The 15,478-nt window shown below is 53.3% G+C and carries 13 protein-coding genes and 2 pseudogenes; 10 read left to right on the top strand and 5 right to left on the bottom strand.

The features are described from left to right. Positions 1 to 31 precede the first annotated feature (31 nt). Entirely contained in the window at positions 32 to 2,161 is a 2,130-nt protein-coding gene (locus IM273_RS14360) for a bifunctional diguanylate cyclase/phosphodiesterase (RefSeq protein WP_193055548.1), read from the bottom strand. Between the two features lie 454 nt (positions 2,162 to 2,615). Between IM273_RS14360 and IM273_RS14365 the strand changes: the two genes are divergently transcribed. The 4 genes from IM273_RS14365 (at position 2,616) to dbpA (ending at position 6,753) form a co-directional block, all read left to right on the top strand. Then, positions 2,616 to 3,758 carry a methyl-accepting chemotaxis protein gene (locus IM273_RS14365; protein ID WP_193055549.1) on the top strand — a complete coding sequence of 381 codons (1,143 nt, stop codon included), beginning with the start codon at positions 2,616 to 2,618 and terminating at the stop codon, positions 3,756 to 3,758. A 154-nt stretch (positions 3,759 to 3,912) separates the two neighbouring features. Further along, positions 3,913 to 4,896 carry a zinc transporter ZntB gene (gene zntB, locus IM273_RS14370; RefSeq protein WP_028013350.1) on the top strand — a complete coding sequence of 328 codons (984 nt, stop codon included), beginning with the start codon at positions 3,913 to 3,915 and terminating at the stop codon, positions 4,894 to 4,896. A 291-nt stretch (positions 4,897 to 5,187) separates the two neighbouring features. Then, positions 5,188 to 5,352 carry a hypothetical protein gene (locus IM273_RS22465; RefSeq protein WP_305143948.1) on the top strand — a complete coding sequence of 55 codons (165 nt, stop codon included), beginning with the start codon at positions 5,188 to 5,190 and terminating at the stop codon, positions 5,350 to 5,352. A gap of 27 nt (positions 5,353 to 5,379) precedes the next feature. After that, the gene (gene dbpA / locus IM273_RS14375; RefSeq protein ID WP_193055550.1) at positions 5,380 to 6,753 is read left to right on the top strand and encodes an ATP-dependent RNA helicase DbpA; all 1,374 of its coding nucleotides are present in this window, start codon (positions 5,380 to 5,382) and stop codon (positions 6,751 to 6,753) included. A 42-nt stretch (positions 6,754 to 6,795) separates the two neighbouring features. Here dbpA and ttcA read toward each other — a convergent pair whose 3' ends face one another. Beyond that, positions 6,796 to 7,731 carry a tRNA 2-thiocytidine(32) synthetase TtcA gene (ttcA, locus tag IM273_RS14380; protein WP_193055551.1) on the bottom strand — a complete coding sequence of 312 codons (936 nt, stop codon included), beginning with the start codon at positions 7,729 to 7,731 and terminating at the stop codon, positions 6,796 to 6,798. Between the two features lie 20 nt (positions 7,732 to 7,751). Next, a pseudogene (locus tag IM273_RS22470) lies at positions 7,752 to 7,925 on the bottom strand (site-specific integrase); the annotation flags it as partial. On the opposite strand from IM273_RS22470, the pseudogene IM273_RS22475 reads away from it, so the two are divergent. The 6 genes and pseudogenes from IM273_RS22475 to IM273_RS22480 all read left to right on the top strand — a co-directional run. Next, positions 7,922 to 8,059 (top strand): annotated as a pseudogene (locus tag IM273_RS22475) (hypothetical protein); the annotation flags it as partial. The pseudogenes IM273_RS22470 and IM273_RS22475 sit on opposite strands and share 4 nt — an antisense overlap. Positions 8,060 to 8,137: 78 nt before the next feature. Further along, positions 8,138 to 8,482: a DUF1294 domain-containing protein gene (locus IM273_RS14385; RefSeq protein ID WP_045260635.1), complete on the top strand. Its 345-nt coding sequence runs from the start codon at positions 8,138 to 8,140 to the stop codon at positions 8,480 to 8,482. A 95-nt stretch (positions 8,483 to 8,577) separates the two neighbouring features. Then, a complete protein-coding gene (locus IM273_RS14390) occupies positions 8,578 to 9,006 on the top strand; it encodes a VOC family protein (RefSeq protein ID WP_193055552.1) in 429 nt (142 codons plus the stop codon). A gap of 64 nt (positions 9,007 to 9,070) precedes the next feature. After that, positions 9,071 to 9,268: a hypothetical protein gene (locus IM273_RS14395; protein ID WP_028013317.1), complete on the top strand. Its 198-nt coding sequence runs from the start codon at positions 9,071 to 9,073 to the stop codon at positions 9,266 to 9,268. A gap of 3 nt (positions 9,269 to 9,271) precedes the next feature. Beyond that, positions 9,272 to 9,694: a GFA family protein gene (locus IM273_RS14400; protein ID WP_048999945.1), complete on the top strand. Its 423-nt coding sequence runs from the start codon at positions 9,272 to 9,274 to the stop codon at positions 9,692 to 9,694. A 68-nt stretch (positions 9,695 to 9,762) separates the two neighbouring features. Next, the gene (locus IM273_RS22480) at positions 9,763 to 9,840 is read left to right on the top strand and encodes a hypothetical protein (RefSeq protein ID WP_223239581.1); all 78 of its coding nucleotides are present in this window, start codon (positions 9,763 to 9,765) and stop codon (positions 9,838 to 9,840) included. 332 nt (positions 9,841 to 10,172) lie between these two features. Here IM273_RS22480 and ompC read toward each other — a convergent pair whose 3' ends face one another. Further along, positions 10,173 to 11,333, bottom strand: coding sequence for a porin OmpC (gene ompC / locus IM273_RS14405; RefSeq protein WP_193055553.1), 1,161 nt, complete (start codon positions 11,331 to 11,333; stop codon positions 10,173 to 10,175). Between the two features lie 389 nt (positions 11,334 to 11,722). After that, a complete protein-coding gene (gene nifJ / locus IM273_RS14410) occupies positions 11,723 to 15,247 on the bottom strand; it encodes a pyruvate:ferredoxin (flavodoxin) oxidoreductase (RefSeq protein WP_193051538.1) in 3,525 nt (1,174 codons plus the stop codon). Positions 15,248 to 15,478: the final 231 nt, after the last annotated feature.

Raw genomic sequence — 15,478 nt, forward strand, 5'->3', positions numbered from 1 at the left:
ACTCCCTTGAAACATACTCTACTCAATCCCGTCAGGCATGATTTTTTTGTGAAATAAATTCGGGGTCCGTTTGAATTTTACTTATGGGTATAATTTGTTTATCTGAGTTTTTTTGTAGCAGCAGCCACGGAACCTGTTCAGCGGGCAAGGGGCGGGAGAAAAGGTAGCCCTGGAGATAGTCACAGCCGAGGCTGGTCAGTATTGCCTGCTGTTCGTCCGTTTCAATCCCCTCGGCAACGACAGTCATCTCCATGGTGCGGGCAATATTAATAATGGTTTCCACCAGCTTGCGGCTTTTTTCATTTCCCAGAATAGAGGACACAAAGCTCTTGTCGATTTTAAGCTCTTTTGCCGGAAGAACGCACAGCATCAGCAGGTTGGAATAGCCCGTGCCAAAATCATCAATAGAGACGGTGATCCCCGCATGGTTAAAGGCGTTGAGCAGCTCGATGCTGCGGTCGAGATTTTTTAGCGCGGTACTCTCCGTGACCTCCAGGATCAGCCTTGAGGGCGACAGTTTATATTTATCCAGCATGGACGATACGATGTGAAAGATATCCGGCTGTTCGAACTGAATAGGGGATAAATTGAGCGATAACGTCCACTGGCTGAAACCTTGTTCAGTCCAGAAATGAAGCTGCCGACACGCGGCTTCAATAGCCCAGTTGCCAACCGGAATAATCAAACCCGTTTGTTCCAGAGTGGGTAAAAACAGACCTGGCAGCAAAACGCCTTGCTCCGGATGCCGCCAGCGCAGAAGAGCCTCAAAACCGTGGATTGTCTTATCTTTAGCATGCCAGATTGGCTGATACCACAGTTCAAACCGATCGCTTTCCAGCGCCTGATAAAGTTCCTGCAGAAAACCCGGCTGCGCCGGAACCGCCGTTGACATCTCAGGGCGGTAAAACGCCCAGCCGTTACGACCATCTTGCTTAACGTGGAGTAAGGCGGCATCCGCCTTAAACTTCAGTTCATGCAGCGTTTCGCCATCCTGAGGATAAAGGCTTACACCCGCGCTGAGGGTGGTACTCAGCGTATGTCCGCAAAGGGATAGCGGACGGCGCATATCCGCGAGCAGCGTCGTGAGCAGGGTAGTGAGCTTTTCTTCGTCGCATTCGGGAACCAGCAGGATAAAGGCATCCCCACCCAGCCTGGCCAGCGTCATCTCACGGGTAAGTAGGGAGGTGATGCGTTGGGCAATGGTAATTAATAACTCATCACCGACGCTGTGACCCCAGGTATCATTCACGCGTCTGAAGCGATCGACATTCAGAAAAATCACGGCAAATTGTTTGTTACTCAACAAGGCGCTGTGCAGACAATCCTGCATTCGGATATCCATCTGCTGACGGTTTGCGAGGCCGGTGAGAGCGTCAAAGCGAACCTGTAGCTCAAGCTGCCGGTTGAGTTGGCGCAGATTATCCGTCAGCCGGCTGGTCCGCCAGTGCGAATCGATAAGCGAAATAATTAACATCATGCCGAGCAGGGCGAGCGTGGTGACGGAAACCCAGATGGATAACCCCAACTCGCTGACCCCGCCGGGGAGCGTATGCGCCATCTCATGGAAATGCGCGGCGCTCATGCCCGTATAGTGCATCGCGCAAATGGCGGCGCCCATGACTAACGCGGCGAGAATGCGAGTAACAAAGACCCCTTTGTGCTTATCTCTAAGGCGAAAAGCCAGCCACAGCGCCACGCCGGAAGCGACCACGGCAATCATCACGGACACACCCACAATGCGCCGATCCCAGAGGATGCTTCCTTCCAGCATCAACGCGGCCATGCCGATATAGTGCATAGCGACCACGCCAGCGCTGAGGATAACCGTGGCGAAGAACAGCCGAAAGGGAGAGAGGTGTTTGCCCGTAACGGCAATATTTATTGCTATCGTGGAGGCAACGATCGCCACGCCGAGAGACGCAAGGGTTAGCCATAGGTCATAGCTCATCATCATCGGCATTTGCATCGACAGCATACCGATGAAGTGCATTGACCAGATCCCGATGCCCAGCGTGATCCCGCCGGCAATGCGCCAGAACAGAGCCGCTTTACGGCTGGAAAGGGGAATTTTCCCGGCGCTGTCCAGGGCCACAAAGGAGGCGATAAACGCCACCAGATAAGAGACAGCGATCAACACAGGGTCCCACGATATATTGAGCATTATGCAATCCCACGCCTGAGAGGGTTACCGATTTTGCCGGCCGGCACGTCTTTATCTGGCAACGAACATGCGCATTCAAACCATATTAGTTATTTATCGTGGAAAATAGCCACTTATATCAAAGGTCAAACTTACCCGAAATATAAAATATATTCTTTATGTTAATGCATTAAGTACTGCTAAACATAGTCGATAGATTGTAGTAAAGCGTCTTAAATATGTGTGCATATGGACCGTTGTACCGCAGATAATGGTATCGCTTCAGGAGGCTTTGGACCAGCAATACAGCATATGGTGCATGACATTTCTACTAAAACCTCTTTTTTATCTGACTTAAGTTAAATGCTGGGTGGGTAACAGCGAAACGAGAAACCAGCGTATTATGTGAGGACAAACGCAAAAGTGAATGCTATAAATCTAAATGCCGACCAAAATATAAGTTGTGGGTAAAAACATGCTAAGAAATATTAGTGTCAGGACCTTCATTGCCTGGTTCCTGCTGTGCCTGTTTTTAGTGAATGCAGGTATCGTTGCTCTATTTTCCAGCAATCTTCCTCTTTTCATTTCGATTAATCTGGTCAATTTCGTTGGATTATTTTTGCTCTGGAGTTATATGACGAAGTTTCTTGTGACGCCGATCAATACTGTGAAAAAAAGTATTGAAGAAGTGACCGCAGGCAACTTAGGCGTCTCTATCCCCGAGTTTGGCAATAACTGCGCGGGGCGATTAATTCCCGGGATTAATAGTCTTTCCAGCAACATCGCTACGCTGGTGCGTGAGATCAGGGCATCATCACAAAACGCCATGGCCTTGTCGGATCAGCTCTCTTCCCGCAGTGCCCAGCTCTCGGTGAAAACAGAGCAGCAGTCTGCGTCTCTGGTACAAACTGCGGCAAGCATGGAGCAGATGGCGGCAAGTACCCGAAACAATGCCGATAATACCCGGCTGGCGAGCGAGCAGGCGAATGCCGCGACGTTGCAGGCGCGCAAGGGCGGAGATCTGATGGAACAGGTTGCCAGCAATATGCAATCCATTACCGAGTGCGCGCAGCAGATGACGGAAATTATCTCCCTGATCGACGGGATTGCATTCCAGACGAATATTCTGGCGCTTAACGCGGCCGTCGAGGCCGCGCGGGCGGGCGATCACGGGAAAGGGTTCTCCGTGGTCGCAGAGGAAGTCCGAAACCTGGCTCACCGCAGCGCTGAGGCGGCGAAAAACATCAAAACGCTGATTGACGTTACCAGCAGTAATGTCACCCAGGGTGCCAGCGTTGTGTCGGAAGCGGAGAAGAATATGCGTGACATCGTGACCGGCTCCGGCAACGTCAGCCGGTTAATGGACGAAATTTCTACCTCAACCGCAGAGCAGGAGAAGGGCATTTCCCAGATCACGCTGGCGCTGTCCGAACTGGAGCGGGTCACGCAAAGCAACGTGGCGATGGCGGAGGAGCTCAACGGTTCCTCTGATGTGCTGCGTAATCAGGTGATCGAACTGCAGACGCGGACCCGAAATTTCAGGCTGGACCAGGGGCACCCCCCGTCACCAGTAGCCAGCCCTGTCTCGTTTCATCCGCGCCCCGAGCACTCTCATTGACAGCTTCCCGAAGCCTGGCATGCCAGGCTTTTTTATTCTCAAAATATAGCGTGTACAATTCCTGAGCGATTTCAGCGCGATGCGAAACATAGTTGTTGCTTAACCCCTGATGGAAGCTAGACTGACATCGAAAGAGCCAAACAGGGGAGGCACTGTGGAGAGCATTAAAGGATCGGAACTTAACGTTCCTGACGCAGTTTTTGCGTGGGTGCTGGACGGCCGCGGCGGTGCCCGACCGCTGGAAGATGATGATGTCATTGATAAAGAGCATCCCTGCTGGCTACATCTGAACTATACCCACCCGGACAGCGCTGACTGGCTGGCCTCGACTCCGCTGTTGCCTAACAACGTACGTGATGCGCTGGCGGGGGAAAGCCTGCGGCCTCGCGTGAGCAGGATGGGTGACGGGACGCTTATCACCCTGCGCTGTATAAACGGCAGCACGGATGAACGTCCCGATCAGCTGGTTGCGATGCGCGTTTATATGGACGATGGGCTGATTGTTTCCACACGTCAGCGTAAGGTTCTGGCGCTGGATGACATTGTAAACGACCTCAAAGAGGGGACCGGACCGGTTGACTGCGGCAGCTGGCTGGTGGACGTCTGTGACGCCCTGACCGATCATGCGAGCGAATTTATTGAAGAGCTGCACGATAAAATCATCGACCTGGAAGATAATCTGCTCGATCAGCAGATCCCGCCGCGCGGCTTTCTGGCGCTATTGCGCAAGCAGCTGATCGTGATGCGTCGGTATATGACGCCACAACGGGATGTGTATGCCCGTCTGGCCAGTGAAAGACTCAACTGGATGAATGACGATCAGCGCCGCCGGATGCAGGACATTGCTGACAGGCTGGGCCGCGGGCTGGATGAGATCGATTCCTGTATCGCCCGAACGGCGGTCATGGCGGATGAAATCGCACAGGTGATGCAGGAGTCGCTGGCGAGAAGAACCTACACGATGTCCCTGATGGCGATGGTCTTTTTACCCAGCACATTTCTGACAGGGCTTTTTGGCGTCAATCTGGGCGGTATACCCGGCGGCGAATATCGGTACGGCTTCACCGCGTTTTGCGTCATGTTAGTTGTTTTGATTGGTGGTGTTGCATGGTGGTTGCATCGTAGTAAATGGCTGTAAATTTACGATTTTTTCACCTTTTTCGAGGATTAAAACGCTCTTTTAATTGAGCGAAGTCAATAAACATCACCCCCGTAAGGTGCAATATTACTCCCGCAGGTGAATGCAACGTCAAGCGATGGGCGTTGCGCTCCATATTGTCTTACTTCCTTTTTTGAATTACTGCATAGCACAATTGATTCGTACGACGCCGACTTTATAGTCGGCTTTTTTTTGCCTCCTGTTTCTCAGCGTCTACCCTAAAAGGGACGACAGCAAATCCTGGAGGGAAAGATGAGCATTTTACTCGCTCTGCTACTGCAACACGCGCGTCAGTCCGATCCTGTCCCCACCGATCCCGTGCCGATGCCCGATCCCATTCCGCGTCCGCAGCCGATGCCAGACCCGCCGCCGGACGAAGAACCGATTAAATTGTCGCATCGAACCCCGAGATCTGCGAGGATACGCGCCATCTGACCGTAAAGATGACCACGAGAGATTATTGTGACCGCTTTTTCTACCCTGAATGTTCTGCCTGCCACCCAACTCGACAACCTCAACGAGTTGGGATACCTCACGATGACGCCTGTTCAGGCGGCCGCGCTGCCCGCTATCCTTGAAGGCCGGGACGTGCGTGTGCAGGCGAAAACGGGCAGTGGGAAAACGGCCGCTTTCGGTCTTGGTCTGCTGCAGCATATTGACGCGTCGCTGTTTCAGACCCAGTCACTTGTCCTGTGCCCGACCCGCGAGCTGGCAGACCAGGTCGCGGGTGAACTGCGTCGCCTGGCGCGCTTCCTGCCCAATACCAAGATCTTAACCCTCTGCGGTGGGCAGCCGTTTGGCGCACAGCGCGATTCGCTTCAGCACGCGCCGCACATTATTGTCGCGACGCCCGGCCGCCTGCTTGATCACCTGCAAAAAGGCACCGTTTCGCTCGATGCCTTAAGCACGCTGGTGATGGACGAGGCGGACAGGATGCTGGATATGGGCTTCAGCGATGCCATTGATGAAGTGATCCGCTTCGCGCCGGCCGATCGTCAGACGCTGCTGTTCTCTGCGACATGGCCTGAAGCCATCGCCGCGATCAGCGGTCGCGTGCAGAATAATCCGCTCACCATTGAGATCGACAGCGTCGATGCTCTGCCGGCCATCGAACAGCAGTTCTTTGAAACCTCGCAGCAGGGAAAAATCCCGCTCCTGCAGAAACTGCTGAGCCAGCACCAGCCTGCGTCATGCGTAGTGTTCTGTAATACCAAAAAAGACTGCCAGGCGGTTTGTGATGCCCTGAATGCGGCGGGGCAGAGCGCACTGTCTCTGCATGGTGATCTGGAACAGCGCGATCGCGATCAAACGCTGGTGCGTTTCGCCAACGGCAGCGCCCGCGTGCTGGTCGCGACCGACGTCGCCGCCCGCGGTCTGGACATCAAATCCCTTGAACTGGTGGTGAACTATGAACTGGCCTGGGACCCGGAAGTGCACGTCCATCGTATTGGTCGTACCGCGCGCGCCGGAAACAGCGGCCTGGCCATCAGCTTCTGCGCACCGGAAGAGGCGCAGCGCGCCAATATTCTCTCAGAAATGTTGCAGATCAAACTGAACTGGGTGAACGCGCCGGGCAACGTCAGGCTCGTGCCGCTGGAGGCCCAAATGGCGACGCTATGCATTGATGGCGGCAAAAAGGCCAAGATGCGACCGGGGGATGTGCTGGGCGCACTGACCGGAGATGTGGGGCTGGAAGGGGCGGATATCGGGAAAATTGCGGTTCATCCGGCACACGTGTACGTGGCGGTTCGCCAGGCGGTTGCGCATAAGGCGTGGAAGCAGCTGCAAAACGGCAAGATTAAAGGCAAAACCTGCCGCGTACATCTGCTGAAATAAGGCATAAAGCGTCTCAGAAGGTTTTTCTGAGACGCCCATCGCTTATTTCACTTCAAGCACGTTCAGACGCAACTCTTCGAACTGATTGTCATCATCTTCCGGCTGCCAGCCCGCAGGCTGCATTGGGATCTCTTCCCGGTCAAACGCCAAATCGCCACCATTCACCACCTCCGAGCCGTGGTTGATACCTTTGAAGTCGAACAGCTCTACGTCAGCGAGGTGGGAAGGAACCACGTTCTGCATCGCGCTGAACATGGTCTCAATGCGGCCCGGATAACGTTTGTCCCAGTCGCGCAGCATGTCGCCGATCACCTGACGCTGCAGGTTCGGCTGTGAGCCGCACAGATTGCATGGAATGATCGGGAACCCTTTCGCCTGAGAAAAACGCTCAATGTCTTTTTCCCGGCAGTAGGCAAGAGGACGGATCACAATATGCTTGCCATCATCGCTCATCAGCTTAGGCGGCATGCCTTTCATCTTGCCGCCATAGAACATGTTCAGGAACAGCGTTTGCAGAATATCGTCGCGGTGATGGCCCAGCGCAATTTTGGTCGCGCCCAGTTCCGTTGCGGTACGATAGAGAATGCCGCGGCGCAGACGAGAGCAAAGCGAGCAGGTGGTTTTCCCTTCCGGAATCTTCTCTTTCACGATGCCGTAGGTGTTTTCTTCGACGATTTTGTACTCAACGCCCAGCTGCTCCAGATATTCCGGCAGAATGTGCTCCGGGAAACCCGGCTGTTTCTGGTCAAGGTTGACCGCCACCAGAGAAAAATTCACCGGCGCGCTTTGCTGAAGATTACGCAGGATCTCCAGCATGGTGTAGCTGTCTTTACCCCCTGACAGGCAAACCATGATGCGGTCGCCTTCTTCAATCATGTTGAAGTCCGCAATGGCCTCGCCCACGTTACGGCGCAGGCGCTTTTGCAGTTTATTCAGGTTGTATTGCTCTTTCTTTGTATTTTGTTGATTTTCTTGCATTTATTACTACCTTCGGAGCCAGTAGCGGCGAAAGACGGGTTAGCGCCGGCAGATAATAGCCAGCAGGCAAAAGTATGCCGCGTATGGTACGGATTCCGGCGGCGAATGCCAGCACGTTTTACACTCTGCGCAATAGCTAATAAAGCGTAGTCGGCTTTCTGTTCGCCATCCGGGAGAGGGGGGACCAAAACAAACTGGCGTTATCGTTGAACGCGGAAGCCATAAGGTACTGCTTGCTCATGATGGCGCGTATGCGAAGCTTCACAAAATGCAATTCGGTGCGTCGAAGAGGTCATTCATTTTGAGGCCGCATGCAAAAGCGGGCTGATAGCACCTGACCGGATAATGCGTAAGATAGCGTATAATGCTTTCCCGACATACGCTTACATATTCCGTGACTGACCCTATGACATTAAATCGCTTTTGTTTTGTTCTGCTGATCTTCGCTGCGATCGGCAGCTTTTTTTCCTCGTATCCTTTTGCCATGTGGTTTCTGCTGATTAATATGCTGACGATAGCGATTTATGGTGTCGACAAAACGGCGGCACGAAAAGCGATGCGCAGGATACCGGAAGTCACTTTACTGACGTTTGGTACTGTGGGAGGGTGGCCAGGCGCCATATTGGGCCAACAGCTCTTTCGCCATAAAACGCAGAAGCAACCCTTCAAAACCTGGTTTTTGCTGAGCATCGTCGTGAATATTTCAGCCACGGCGGCGCTTTATCATTTCTGTCCCTTTATTCTTTTTTGAACATCATCAGGACCGCACAAATTCACCGTTGACCTCAAGTTAACTTGAGCTTTTAAGATGGCTACGACATGTTAATACAGGAGTAACATCTTAAAATGAAAGACATTGATGTAGGATTCACTCATGTTGCGTTTATGGTCAGGGATCTGGAGAAGAGCCTTGCTTTCTATCGCCGATATGCCGGGATGGACGTCATCCATTCGCGTGAGCCCGATCTTCCAACTGCCCGTAAAGTGGCGTGGCTAACTGACCATACGCGTCCTTTTGCGCTGGTTCTGGTACAGGCGGACACCGTGACCGATACGCCGCTGGGGCATTTTGGCCACCTTGGGATTGCCTGCGCAACGCGCGAAGAAATTGATAGAAAAACTGCGATGGCCGCTAAAGAAGGGGTGTTGAGGAAAGCGCCGGAAGCTCTGGGTGACCCCGTCGGTTATTATGTATTTTTTGCCGATCCTGACGGTAATACCTTAGAGCTCTCATACGGCCAGCGTGTCGGAATAACAGCGATCCAGGCGAAATAGTAAAACGCCTGAAAACGGTCTGAAAAATCCTGCTACGCTTGTTTGTTGTATCAGGAGCATGAGTATGAAGAACAAAGACGAACAAACAGGATTAGTGGGGCTGGCGATTGGGGCTGCCGTTATAGGGCTAGTTTCATCGCAAAAAACGATCGATCGTGACAGCATTGTCAACGAACTTGTCAGGCTGGGCAGGCAGAAAGGCGATGGTGTAGAAGATGAGGTTTTTCTCAAAGCTGCCGAACTGGTAAGAAAAGGGGTATAGCCAATGGCTGACATTCGTCATGCACAGTGCCACTGTGGTGCGGTGGCCTTTACCGTCGAACTGACTGACGGCTTGAATACCGCGCGGCGCTGCAGCTGCTCTTTTTGCCGTATGCGGGGCGCGATTGTGGTCTCTGCACCGCTGTCGGGTATCACCGTGACCAGAGGTGAGGATAAGCTGACGGAGTACCGGTTCAACACGGGGACGGCGCGGCATTTCTTCTGCTCGGTCTGCGGGATTTACACGTTCCATCAGCGTCGCTCTAACCCAAATGAATACGGCGTCAATGTGGCCTGTTTTAAAAATGTGTCGCCGTTTGATTTCCCAGAAGTGACGGTGATGGATGGCGTAAACCATCCGAGCGACGGCGAAAGCGGCGTTTTTGGCTATCTCTCGTTTCGCAAAAAAGAGATCAATCAAGATTAATCACCGCCTGGCCTTTTTTTTATCAGCCTGGCTATAGTGGGAAGTGGGTTTCTAAAACAGGAGAAATTATGCTCTGTGTAGAAAAAGACGATCCGCGTGAGGCCCCGGAATCAGGGGATAAAAAACCTCAACCCGTGAAAAAATAACGCTCGAAATGCGTATGACCGCCACCGGCACTGCTGGTGGCTTTTTTCTGGGAATCACTGTTAATGGTGATCCAGATGGTTTAGCAGCGTGCCGAGATGCCCGACAATATCTCGAAAATCAAAGATTAACGCCATCCACAAGCATGCTAAAAGTGTCAGAATGGTAACGGATATACGACCAAACAACGCAGGTATCCTTAATGAAGAGGGGGATATCGGCGCAGTCTAACCCGCTTTCTTTCAACTTATCCTCAACAATATCGCGATAAAGCGCTGTTGTGAGACAAACATCAAAAAAAGGAGAGCCCGCATGACGCTGCGGGCTCTGGCCATCAGAACTGGTAAACCAGGCCTAATGCAACGACATCGTCGGTGCTGATACCGTTGTTTTTGTAGAAGCTGTCATCTTCATCCAGCAGGTTGATTTTATAATCAACGTAGGTGGACATATTCTTGTTGAAATAGTAGGTCGCGCCTACGTCCGCATATTTAACCAGGTCCTGATCGCCCTGACCGTTGCCCAGGTCTTTCCCTTTAGACTGCAGGTAAGAAATGGCCGGACGCAGACCGAAATCGAACTGGTACTGTGCGGTCACTTCGAAGTTCTGAGTTTTGTTGGCAATACCGCCGCCTGATTTGCTATCACCTGAACCGTACGGCGTCATATTACGGGTTTCAGAATACATCGCCGCCAGGTAGATATTATTTGCGTCATATTTGAGGCCTGCAGTCCAGGCATCCGCTTTATCACCACCCGCATATTGAGACGCAGCGCCAGTACCTGCGCTTACCTGGTCATTTGTACGGTCAGATGAGGCGTAGGCGGCACCGGCACTGAACCCCATGCCGAAATCATAGGTGGTTGAAATACCGAAGCCGTCGCCATTTTGATTGCGGATGTTTTTATCTGTCCGGTTGTTAGTCCCTTCCTGAGAGCAACCCGTCTCATCGCAATTGCTGCCTTCGTTGCTGCCCTGATACTGCAGCGCGAAGTTCAGACCCTGCACCAGACCATAGAAGTCAGTGTTGCGGTAGGTTGCCACGCCGTTGGCGCGGCCGGTCATAAAGTTATCCGCATAGGTGTAAGAGTCGCCACCGAACTCAGGCAGCATATCGGTCCAGCCTTCCACGTCGTACAGCACGCCATAGTTACGACCATAATCGAAGGAACCGTAGTCACCCACTTTGACACCCGCGAAGGCCAGACGCGTCCAGGACTGATTATTAGACCCTTCGGTGTTATTCGCCTGAATGTTATATTCCCATTGCGCGTAGCCGGTCATCATGTCGTTAATCTGCGTTTCACCTTTGAAACCCAGACGCATGTAGGTTTGATCGCCGTCTTTAGAGGCATCATCGGAGAAATAGTGCAGACCATCTACTTTTCCGTACAGATCTAATTTGTTGCCGTCTTTATTATAAATTTCTGCCGCGTGCGCGGCGCCAGCCATTAACAGAGCTGGAATCATCAGAGCCAGTACTTTTCTTTGCATCGTGATATTCCTTTGCAGTTGTTTTTATTTGATTACCTGTTGAACTTCCCGGATAAGAAAGTTGTCTCATGCTAAATCACTCCTGCGAAAGAGTAATAAAATATAATTGTTACTAATTGAGTAAAATCTCAAAAGAATAAATCCGCGGAAATGATCATTGGCATGGTGAATGATTGAAAATGATTCATATTAAATAAAAATTATTAATCAGCGGTTGAATCAGGTAATCTCTGCCCCGTTATATGCCTTTAAGATTATTTATCCATAATTATCGTGAATGTCATTTGGGCAACTAAAGAGAGATTCATTAATTATCTGGATTAGCCCGGTGTGAAGACATCGGGCTTTTTTTATGGCAAAAAAATGCCCGGACAAGCCGGGCAGTGGAGTTAGTCGCTGGTTGATTTTTCGGCTTTACCCGCCATTTGTGCCAGGAAGTCATACCGTTTTTGCAGATCTTCGGCGGCGTCTTTCCAGAGCTGTTCTGCCACCTCAGGCTGTTGTGCATTCAGACGGCGGAAGCGCTGTTCCTGCATCAGCGTCTCTGCCAGGGCATCTGACGGCGGACGTGAATCCAGCGCCAGCGGTAATTTGCCCTCTTCCGCACGGCGCGGATCGAACCGGTAGAGCGGCCAGAAGCCGGTAGCCGTCAGCTGACGCATCTGATCGTGGCTGAGGGCCAGGTCGTAGCCGTGCTCTTCGCACGGGCTGTAGGCAATGATCAGCGACGGCCCTGGATACGCTTCAGCCTCCTGAATGGCTTTCACCGTCTGGTTAAGCTGCGCCCCCAGCGAGATTTGCGCGACGTAAACGTGGCCGTACATCATCATGCTCACGCCGAGATCCTTACGTGCCTTGCGTTTACCGTGTTCACCAAATTTCGTGACGGCGCCCAGCGGCGTGGCTTTCGATGCCTGCCCACCGGTATTGGAATAACACTGCGTATCCAGAACCAGAATGTTGACGTTTTCGGTCAGGCTTAACACATGATCCAGCCCGCCAAAGCCGATGTCGTAAGCCCAGCCGTCACCGCCAATCAGCCAGATCGATTTTTCGACCAGGGCGTCAGCGTCGGTCAGAAGCTGTTCAGCGCCGTCAATTCCCTTGAGTGCGCTGCGAAGTGCAGCTACCTGCTCGCGACGAATCTCTGGCGTGGCTTCTGCGTGTAGCGCCGCATTAAGTTCAGCCGGGATCTTATCGGCAAATTGTTCAAGCAGGCGCATCACACGCGCGCGGTGCTGGTCAACGGTGAGTCGGAAGCCCAGGCCAAATTCGGCGTTATCCTCGAATAACGAGTTTGCCCATGCCGGACCGCGCCCATTCGCATCGGTGGTGTACGGCGTGGAGGGCAGGTTACCGCCATAGATAGACGAGCAGCCGGTGGCGTTGGCAATCAGCATCCTGTCACCGTACAGCTGGGTAAGCAGTTTGATGTACGGCGTTTCACCGCAGCCGGAGCAGGCACCCGAGTACTCGAACAGCGGCGTGATCAGCTGCGAGGTACGAATATCAATGCGTTCCAGCTTGCTGCGATCGATTTCCGGCAGGTTCAGGAAGAAGTCATAATTCACTTTTTCTTCTTCAACGTGTTCAAGGCGCGACATCATATTGATGGCTTTGATGTCCGGGTTCTGGCGATCTTTTGCCGGGCAGACCTCAACGCACAGGTTACACCCGGTGCAGTCTTCCGGTGCGACCTGCAGAACGTATTTCTGGCCGCGCATGTCGCGGGATTTTACATCCAGAGAGTGCAGGCTGGCCGGGGCATCTTCCATTGCTTCCGGTGACACCACTTTGGCGCGAATGGCCGAGTGCGGGCAGGCCGCGACGCAGTGGTTACACTGGGTACAGAGTTCTTCTTTCCAGATGGGGATCGCTTCGGCGATGTTGCGTTTTTCCCAGCGGGTGGTGCCCATCGGCCAGGTTCCGTCCGGCGGCAGCGCAGAGACGGGCAGGGCGTCACCCAGCCCGGCCAGCATGGCGGCCGTGACGGTCTTCACGAAATCAGGTGCGGAATCCGAGACCACCGGAGGGCGATTCGGGCTGGCGTCATTGACCGGCTGTAGCGGCACCTCGAACAGGGACTCGCGCGCCAGCGCCAGCGCCTGCCAGTTTCGCTCTACCAGCTCCTGCCCCTTGCTGCTGTAGCTTTTGGCGATGGCGCCCTGAAGTTCCACCAGCGCGCTGTCGCCCGGCAGGATATTGGTCAGATGGAAGAAGGCCATTTGCATGACGGTATTAATACGCGCGGCCAGGCCACATTCGCGGGCAATTTTCGCCGCGTTAACCACATAGAATCGGGCTTTTTTCTGATTCAGCACCGTCTGTACTTCCTGCGGCAGGCGTGCCCAGACCTCATCCGCATTGTATGGCGTATTGAGGAGGAAAATACCGCCGGGCTTCAGGCGCTCAGCCATCTGGTACTTGTCGATAAACTGCAGCTGATGGCAGCCAACAAAGTCGGCCTGAGAAATAAGGTAGGCCGAGCGGATGGGCTGCTCGCTGACGCGCAGGTGAGAAACGGTCAGACCGCCGGCTTTTTTGGAGTCGTAGACGAAGTAACCCTGAGCGTACCACGGGGTTGAATTGCCGATGATCTTGATGTTGTTTTTGGTGGCCGAGACGCTGCCGTCGCTGCCCAGGCCGTAGAACAGCGCTTCAAGTTTGGCTGTCGCAGGCAGGGTATTTTCCGGTAAAGGCAGGGAAAGATTCGTTACGTCATCATAAATACCGACCGTGAAACGCGGCTTGGGTTTCGCTTCCCTTAGCTCGTTAAACACGGCCAGCACGCAGTCCGGGCCAAACTCTTTGGAAGACAGGCCATAGCGACCGCCGATAACGCGCGGTAGCGTTTCACGTTCGCCGTTATTAAAGGCTTCAGCGAGAGCGGTCATCACGTCAAGATACAGCGGTTCCGCGTGTGCGCCAGGCTCTTTGGTTCGATCGAGCACCGCCACGGTACGCGCGCTTTCCGGCAGGGCAGAGAGAAGATGTTTAGCCGAGAACGGGCGGTAAAGACGCACTTTAAGCACGCCAACCTTTTCGCCGCGGGTCAGCAGCTCGTCAACGACTTCTTCACAGGTGCCGATAGCAGATCCCATCAGCACAATCACGCGCTCGGCCTGCGGATGGCCGTAGTATTCGAACGGCTTGTACTCGCGTCCGGTTGCGGCGGCAAAGTCATTCATTGCCTGCTCGACGTGGTCATAAACCGCGTTGTACCACGGGTTTGTGGCCTCGCGTGACTGGAAATAAGTATCCGGGTTTGCCGATGTCCCGCGAATTACCGGATGTTCCGGGTTCAGGGCGCGGGCGCGATGCGCGTCGATTTCCGCCTGTGGCAGCAGATCCAGGATAGTCTCGTCCGCCAGCGGGACGATTTTGTTGATTTCGTGAGAGGTACGGAAACCATCAAAGAAGTGAATAAACGGCACGCGACTTTTGAGCGTGGCGATATGCGAAATTAAGGCAAAGTCCTGCGCTTCCTGAACGCTGCTGGCACACAGCATCGCGCACCCGGTCTGGCGCACGGCCATCACGTCCGAGTGATCGCCAAAAATTGAGAGTGCGTGGGTGGCCACCGTACGCGCCGCGACGTGCAGAACGAAGGGGGTCAGTTGTCCCGCGAGTTTGTACAGCGTTGGGATCATCAACAGCAATCCCTGAGAGGAGGTGAACGACGTGGAAAGCGCGCCAGTCTGCAGCGCACCGTGGACCGTAGCAATCGCACCCGCTTCAGACTGCATTTCAACCACTCTCGGGACATCGCCCCAGACGTTTTTTAACCCGTTTCCCGCCCAGGCATCCGCCTGCTCGGCCATAGTTGAACTTGGCGTGATCGGATAGATGGCGATAACTTCACTGGTGCGAAACGCGACTGAGGCAACTGCACCATTACCGTCAATAGTTTGCATAGGACGACACCCTTACATTGCGCAAAAAATAGGGGGCTGTCATAAGGCGACAAACCCTGAATATTATCTGTGTAGTCTAGCAAACAGGGGGTTTTACGATTTTCGCTTTTGTGTCCTCGGTATTCCCACCATCAATGGTTAGATCAAACTTAGGGCGAAAAAATTGCGAGAAATTGTTTCAGCGGCGCATAAATACGCCCTTCCGCTCTCGACGACACGGGATGTGATGCC

It is taken from the genome of Enterobacter cloacae complex sp. P13B (assembly GCF_014895915.1).
Lineage (GTDB): Bacteria > Pseudomonadota > Gammaproteobacteria > Enterobacterales > Enterobacteriaceae > Enterobacter > Enterobacter bugandensis.